This window comes from Rhodopirellula maiorica SM1, assembly GCF_000346295.1.
Lineage (GTDB): Bacteria > Planctomycetota > Planctomycetia > Pirellulales > Pirellulaceae > Novipirellula > Novipirellula maiorica.
Genome location: NZ_ANOG01000387.1, coordinates 1 through 7,562, shown reverse-complemented (window position 1 = coordinate 7,562; position 7,562 = coordinate 1). Strand labels below are relative to the sequence as shown.

General features: G+C 55.2%; 4 protein-coding genes. 3 read left to right on the top strand and 1 reads right to left on the bottom strand.

What is annotated here, in order from left to right; all coding sequences use genetic code 11:
* Window positions 1–360: 360 nt before the first annotated feature.
* The gene (locus RMSM_RS12535) at window positions 361–2,856 is read left to right on the top strand and encodes a DUF1592 domain-containing protein (RefSeq protein WP_008696299.1); all 2,496 of its coding nucleotides are present in this window, start codon (window positions 361–363) and stop codon (window positions 2,854–2,856) included.
* 23 nt (window positions 2,857–2,879) lie between these two features.
* Window positions 2,880–4,217 carry a DUF1552 domain-containing protein gene (locus RMSM_RS12530; protein ID WP_008696297.1) on the top strand — a complete coding sequence of 446 codons (1,338 nt, stop codon included), beginning with the start codon at window positions 2,880–2,882 and terminating at the stop codon, window positions 4,215–4,217.
* A gap of 28 nt (window positions 4,218–4,245) precedes the next feature.
* Here the strand turns inward: RMSM_RS12530 and RMSM_RS12525 are convergent, their stop codons facing one another.
* Complete coding sequence (locus tag RMSM_RS12525; protein ID WP_144057596.1) at window positions 4,246–5,070, bottom strand: tetratricopeptide repeat protein; 825 nt, start codon at window positions 5,068–5,070, stop codon at window positions 4,246–4,248.
* Window positions 5,071–5,483: 413 nt separating this feature from the next.
* Between RMSM_RS12525 and leuS the strand changes: the two genes are divergently transcribed.
* The coding region (gene leuS, locus RMSM_RS12520) for a leucine--tRNA ligase (protein WP_008696294.1) at window positions 5,484–7,562 on the top strand (2,079 nt) is incomplete at its 3' end.

Genomic DNA, 7,562 nt, shown 5'->3' with positions numbered 1-7,562 from the left:
ATGAAAACGGACGCCCCTGTCGGTTTATTTGATTCCCGTACAACAATCAAATCCCCACCCATTTACAGAGAAAACGGCGATTCTCGGTCCCGTTATCTGCCTAAAATCGTCGCCGCCGGACGTTTCACCGGTGTAATCGGTTAAATTAAGCTGGATTGCCCCTGCGAATCTCGTACAATAATAGCCAATGTGATCTCGATCACATCCCACCCCACACCCACCCCCCACAACATCGCAAACGCACGACTCCTGACCGGATCGTGAAAAGACCACCGACTTGTTTGGTGGATCGACCGCGATAGCTCCATTGTCCCCCCGCATTCAACGTCCCACCCGAAAAATTCATTGCATTCACCTTCAATGCCATTTCGCGCAATCATCGTCTTGCTGAGCATTGCCCTATGCTTTTCGTGGAACCGGACTGTCGTTGCTGAGCAAGACGCCACAGCAGAAAAAGCGACTGCCGCACCAGAAACTGCCACCCAGGAGAACGGCTCCGACGACCTGCAGGCTGCGGTCCAGGCGTGGCAAAAAACCGGTTGGCCGCTCGTCGAGCGACTCTGTGTCGACTGTCACGATTCCCCCGAAGGCGAAGCAGGGCTCGATCTGAACATTTACCAAGACATCCAATCGATCGATGCGGATCTTGGATCGGTCGAACGGGTGTTAGAGATCGTGCGATTTGGTGCGATGCCTCCGGAGGATGCCGATCTGCCGACCGACGTAGAACGCAAGGCATTGGTCGAATCGCTCGAACAGATCCTCTACAGCGTCGCTTGCAATTCACGTCGGACTCCGGGCAACGCAACCACGCGTCGGTTGAACCGTTCCGAATACAACAATACCATTCGCGATCTGTTTCACGTTGACCTTCGACCGGCTAACGCCTTTCCCTCGGACGAAGTGGGGGGTGGTTTTGACAACAACGGGGACGTGTTGACGTTGTCCCCATTACTAATCGAAAAGTACTTCGAAGCGGCAGAAACGGTCGCCAGTCATGTCATCATCGATCCCGAGACGCTTCCCAAATTGAATGCGGATCTCGCTAGTGATCGTTTGTTCGTTCGTGGTGACTCAAAGACTGGAAGCTTCAATGGTCGCTTCCTGGCCCCCGAGGCCTATGTATGGACCGAGGTCGAGGTTCCTGTCGACGGCGAATACTCGGTCCGTCTGTACGGCGGAGTCACGGACAAGGAAGCCAAGCCGGGACAATTTGGAATCTTCGATAACGATGGAATCCTGTTGGCGAAGTACGAACTCGGTTACTTTGGCGGCAGCGGTAGCAGTCAGAGTAAAGAACAGCGTTTCAAATTGAAAAAAGGATTGTATCGATTCCGAATTGCTCCGCTGGCAGATGACGCCGAGGTCGGCAAAACGAAGTTCGAGCAGCAGGGCGACCTGACTGCCGAAGTGATTGCCAAGCAGCTGAAGGACAGTAAAAAGGCGCTGCAACCAAGTGGTAAGTTTGACCTGAAAAAGTACTCTAACCTGGTTCGACGTCTTCGCTTGGACGGACCGCGAGGATCGCGTAAGAGTGAACTGCCAAAATCACATTTAGAAATTGTTCGCAAAACTGCCAGCTATGACAGTGGCAAAAAACAGTGGAAGAACGTCGTGGAAGCGGCGAGCGAATGCCTAAAGCCTCTGATGCAACGAGCGTTTCGCGGCCCTGTCACCGACGACGAAGTCAAGCAGTTTGCTTCCTTAGTCGAAATTGCCACCAAGCGAGACGAGAGCTATTACCGCGGGCTGCAAATCGCAGTGACGGGAATTTTGATGTCGCCTCGCTTCCTGTTTCGTGTCGAAACTCCCGCAGACGACCAATCCGCTGATGGCAAACTGACACAGCATCAATTGGCAACGCGATTGTCCTATTTTTTATGGAGCAGTACGCCGGATGAGGCGTTGATGAAGGACGCGGACGCGGGCAAGCTGAAAGGCAAGGCAATCGAAGATCACGTTCGCCGCATGCTGAAGGACGATCGCGCTGACGCACTCGGAAGCGAATTCGCAGCACAATGGTTGGGACTTCGCAATTTGAAGGGGCATGAAGCGGATGAAAAGCTCTTCCCAAAATACAACGACGCGCTGGCCACTGCGATGTCCGAGGAAACCGAGCGATTGTTTATGCATCTGGTTCGCGAGAACCGGCCTGCTCATGAACTGTTGACCGCAGACTACACGTTCCTCAATCCTCAACTTGCCAGCTTCTACAACACCAAACACAGTGGCACAGATGAATTCGAGCGGGTGTCATTGAAATCCACACCTCGCCGCGGAGTCCTTTCGCACGCCAGCGTTTTGACGCTAACCAGCAATCCCAACCGCACGTCGCCGGTCCAGCGTGGCAAATGGATTCTAGAGAACATCCTCGGCACGCCTCCACCGGATCCTCCAGCGGGCGTGCCCGAGCTCGAGGAAACGCAAACGGCGGACGCCAACGCGTCGTTCCGCGAACAGCTCGAGATCCATCGTGCCGACCCAAGTTGCGCCGCATGTCACCGCGTGATGGATCAACTCGGATTTGGATTGGAACAATTCGATGCAGTCGGTCAGTTTCGCGAATCAACGGCCAAGTCCAACATCGACGCCTCGGGTGAACTGCCCGGTGGTCGTCGTTTTTCGGGTGCCGCCGATTTGGCCGAAATGCTAGGCAATAGCGAGAAAGATGCGTTCGCTAGAACTGCAATTCGCCGTCTATTGACCTTTTCACTCGGTCGCGAATTGTCGCCTGCGGATCGTTGCGTGATCGAATTGATCGCAGAAAACACCGCAAAAGAAGAATATCGCTTCACAGACTTAATTCTTGAAGTGGTGCGTAGTAGTCCCTTTCATAACCACTCGCGTTCGAACTAAAATAAACTCTCGGAGGAGAAACGATGAGCCAGCCAATCAATCGACGAACGATGCTTCGCGGTGCCGGACTTGCCATGGGGCTGCCACTGCTCGAATCAATGACTCCGATCGCGCGAAGCGCGTTTGCATCAAGTGCAACCGCCGCAGCCGAGAAGCCCGTCCGCATGGCGTGCATTTTCTTTCCCAACGGGGTGATTGTTCCCGAATGGAAACCGACCGGCAGCGGCGATGATTGGCAACTCTCGGCATCGCTAAAACCGCTGGCACCTTTCAAATCTAAAATCAACGTGATCTCGGGACTCGCGCATGACAACGGACGAGCGCACAAGGATGGTGCCGGCGATCACGCTCGAGGAGGCGCGACCTTCCTGACCGCCGCTCGGCCTGTGAAAACAAGCAGCAACATTAAACTTGGCATCTCGGTCGACCAAGTTGCAGCGAGCCAATTGGCTGGCAAGACGACATTGCCTTCGATCGAACTTGGCTTGCAAGGCAGCCGAAATGCGGGCAGCTGCGACAGCGGATACAGCTGTGCTTATTCGTCCAATATCTCGTGGCGAAGCGAGACGCAGCCGATGCCCAAAGAGGTTAGTCCTCGGATGGCTTTTGAACGCATGTTTGATTCCGGCAGCGACTCGGCGCGACGCGAACGTGATTTCTATCGCAAGAGCATCTTGGATGTGGTGGCGGCCGATGCCAAACGACTGATGAAAAACGTGGGCAGGTCCGATCAACGCAAACTCGATGAGTATTTCACCAGTGTCAGTGAAATCGAAGCGAGGATTTTGCGTAGCGAGCAAGCGGATCGTGCCGCGATGCCGGATTTGAAAGTTCCCTATGGCCGAGTCGAGGCGTTTCGTGAGCACGCACGGCTGATGTACGACATCATGGCCGTCGGTTTCCAAACCGATACAACACGAGTCGCCACATTGATGCTTGACTCTGCCGGCGGCAGTCGCCGCTACTCGGAAATTGGTGTCAAAGAAGGGCACCACCAACTGAGCCATCACCGCAACCAAGAAGACCAAGTCGAGCAACTGAAAAAGATTGACCACTACTTGGTAGAACAATTTGCTTACTTCCTCGAGCGTCTCGATTCGATTCAGGAAGGCAATGGCACACTGTTGGATCAATCAATGGTCTTGTACGGCAGCGGAATCAGCGACGGCAATCGCCATCGCCACGAAGATTTGCCGATCGTGCTTGCGGGTGGTGCCGGCGGCCAAATTCGCACAGGACGTTACATTGAAACCAAGGCCGAGCGTCCGATGGGGAACCTGTTCCTGTCCATGCTCGACAAGATGGGCACGCCTGCCGAATCGATCGGTGACAGCAGCGGTCGACTCGAAGAGTTGGGTTAATCGCGACTTTGCGAAAACGAAGCTGACATTATCGCCGGGTCACAAACCAGCCTTCGGGCGGATCCGGTAAATTGAATGCCTCGTGGTATTGCCGCTGGGCACGCTCGATCCAGACTGAGGTTCGCTGGTACATCGGCAATGGAAATTGCCGGACCGCTTTGCGAGCGAGTTGTTTCGCTCTCGAGAAATCTTGCGAAGCAGCTGCGGCCAACGCCAAGTTGTGTGTCGCGGCGGCCTGCATCGGGTGTTCTTCAGCAGCTTTGGTCCAAAACTTGGCCGCTTGCTGCCAATCGCCTCGTCGCGCCGCCTCGTTACCTCGCAGCACATCGGATTTCCCAAGGGTTAACACCGGTGCGGCAAGCGAGACCGTTTCGTGATCGAGCGAAGGGGCCAACAATCGGTAGGATTCACGCACCGCCGCGGCAACCATTTGGTCCTCTGGGTCCGTGATCAGTGCCAAGTCGGGATAACGTTTGACCGCCGCGCGGCGTTCCACCACGACCGGTTTACCGCCCGAAGCTGAATGTTCATCGATGGCGGTCAAACGCCACGAAATTGTCAGTTTGTCAGGGTCTGCCGGACGTGTACCGTGAGTCCGTTCGGGTAACACCTCGCCGCGAAGCAGATAGTCGTATCCTTCGCGTCGCGCGACCGACGCAAGCGCCACGTCACTGGATTCCTCGTCTGTCGCCGCGACCAAGCGAATCGGCGATTTCGGTTGCAGCGTTTCCGAATCGACAAGATCGAGTTCGCGTCCATCATCGGTCGGGGGCGAAGCAATGAACTGTTGTTGTATTTTTTTTGCGATATTCTCGGGCCCCACCACTTGAGCAACAGCTACACGTTTGCCCACGGTGGATTGCAGTTTAGGAGGGGTCCAAATCGCAATCGAAGCGCGCGTACGACAGCCGACGCCAACGGCAATCCAGGCGCAGAGCAGCATCATACGGAGCAACGTCATTTTCATGGTCGTTGCTCTGTAACGATTCGCCAGTGAAAGCGTCAACCGCGAAAAGTTCGCAAACAAGCCTCACCTCCCCCTCTGGGGGTCGGCCGCAGGAAGCGGCCGGGGAGGGTTAGATGCCCGAGATTGGCATGTTCTATTTCCAATACGCCGAGCCCCCCCCAAAAAAAGGGAGGGTAAACTTGCGCAGCCGAACAAAAATCGCCAATTTTGGGTCCACCTTTCATCTGTCCCCGTATTTCCTAGAATTCTCCCTTTGAACGCTCCGGATTTTCCCCTCTTACGTCAAAGCCGAATCTTCCATGCCTCGTTACAATCCCGCCGAAATTGAGCCTCGCTGGCAAGCCTATTGGGAACAGAACCATACATTCGCCACTCCGGAAAACCCGACGAGCAAAAAACGTTACGTTTTGGACATGTTTCCCTACCCCAGCGGCGACGGACTGCACGTTGGGCATCCCGAAGGCTATACCGCGACCGATATCATTTCGCGTTTCGCCCGCGCACGCGGCGAAAGCGTGCTACATCCGATGGGATTTGACGCATTTGGTCTGCCAGCCGAAGAACATGCGATCAAAACCGGCGAGCATCCTCGCGTTCAAACCCAGAAAAACATCGACAACTTCACTCGCCAACTGAAAATGTTGGGCTTTAGCTACGACTGGGATCGGGTACTGGCGACCACCGACGAAGATTATTTTCGCTGGACTCAGTGGATCTTTCTGGTTCTGTACGACACCTGGTTTGATAGCGAAGCCCAAAAAGGCCGTCCGATCGCCGAATTGCCAATCCCCGCGGAAGTGAAATCGCAAGGCGACGCGGCCATCGAAGCCTATCGTGATTCCCAGCGGTTGGCCTACCAAGACGACGCCTTGGTAAATTGGTGCCAAGAACTCGGCACCGTGTTGGCCAACGAAGAGGTGATCGACGGCAAAAGCGATCGCGGTGGCTATCCCGTCAAACGGATCCCGCTACGTCAATGGATGCTGCGAATCACCGCGTATGCCGAGCGACTGGCCGACGGATTGGATGAATTGAATTGGCCCACGGGGATCAAGAAACTGCAAACCGACTGGATCGGCCGCAGCACCGGGGCCGAAGTCGACTTCTATATTGGCGATGCGGATCAATTTGATGCCTGGAAAGCAGAACGAGCCAAAAGCGCGTTCCCTAGCGAAGCAAGTGACGACGCACTGCGAGTCTACACGACCCGTCCGGACACACTGTTCGGAGCCACGTACATGGTCGTTTCGCCCGAACATCCGTTGGTCGATCGGTTGACGACCTCGGCGCAGCGTGAAGCGGTCAACGCGTATCGCGAAAAAGCGTCATTCAAGAGCGACCGAGAACGCACCGAAGGCGACAAAATCAAAACCGGCGTCTTCACTGGGTCGACGGCGATCAATCCCGTTAACGGCGAAGCGATCCCGATCTGGGTCGCCGACTATGTGTTGGCCGGCTACGGAACCGGTGCGATCATGGCCGTTCCTGCTCACGACGAACGCGACTTTGAATTTGCCAAACAATTTGATTTGAAAGTCGTCCCCGTCGTCGATCCCGACGCAGACGATCCCAATCGCGATGCCATCCTGGCGGGCGAAGTCTGCTTTGCGGCTCAAGGGCGAGCGATTAACAGTGGTGATTTCAACGGCAAAACCACCGACGAAGTCAAATCCGCCGTCACGGCGTGGTTGTCCGAATCCGGCCAGGGCAGCGAAGCGGTCAATTTCAAACTGCGTGATTGGTTGTTCAGTCGCCAACGTTTTTGGGGCGAACCCTTTCCGATCCTGCACGAGCTTGACGAAAACGGCGAGCCAACGGGAATCAAACGAGCTGTGGACGCCGCAGAACTTCCCGTGCGATTGCCCGACCTAAAAGACTACAAACCGCATGGTCGTCCCGAACCGCCTTTGGCCAAAGCTGATGACGATTGGTTGTATGTCACGATCGATGGCAAACGCTACCGCCGCGAAACCAACACGATGCCACAGTGGGCCGGTTCATGTTGGTATTACTTGCGATACATCGATCCCAAGAACGACCAAGCGATGATCGATCCGGAAAAGGAAAAGCAGTGGATGCCGGTCGACTTGTACGTCGGCGGCGCAGAGCATGCCGTATTGCATTTGCTGTACTCGCGATTTTGGCACAAGGTCCTTTACGATCGAGGCCACGTCAGCACCCCCGAACCGTTTGGTCGTCTGGTCAACCAAGGCATGATCCTCGGTTCGCCTCAGTACCACATGAGCGACGAAGATTACCAATCCGCCAAGGCCGATCTCGATGCCAAAGGGATCCGTGGCGATCGTGTGGACGATGGCGACAAAGCCTCCGTCATTTTGAAACAATCCGATGGTTCGGATTTGAATGACGATGAAACT

What these genes read in the sequence shown, in the direction of transcription:
- RMSM_RS12530 (WP_008696297.1), top strand. Translation starts at nt 2,880, where the DNA reads ATGAGCCAGCCAATCAATCGACGAACGATGCTTCGCGGTGCCGGACTT.
- RMSM_RS12535 (WP_008696299.1), top strand. Translation starts at nt 361, where the DNA reads ATGCCATTTCGCGCAATCATCGTCTTGCTGAGCATTGCCCTATGCTTT.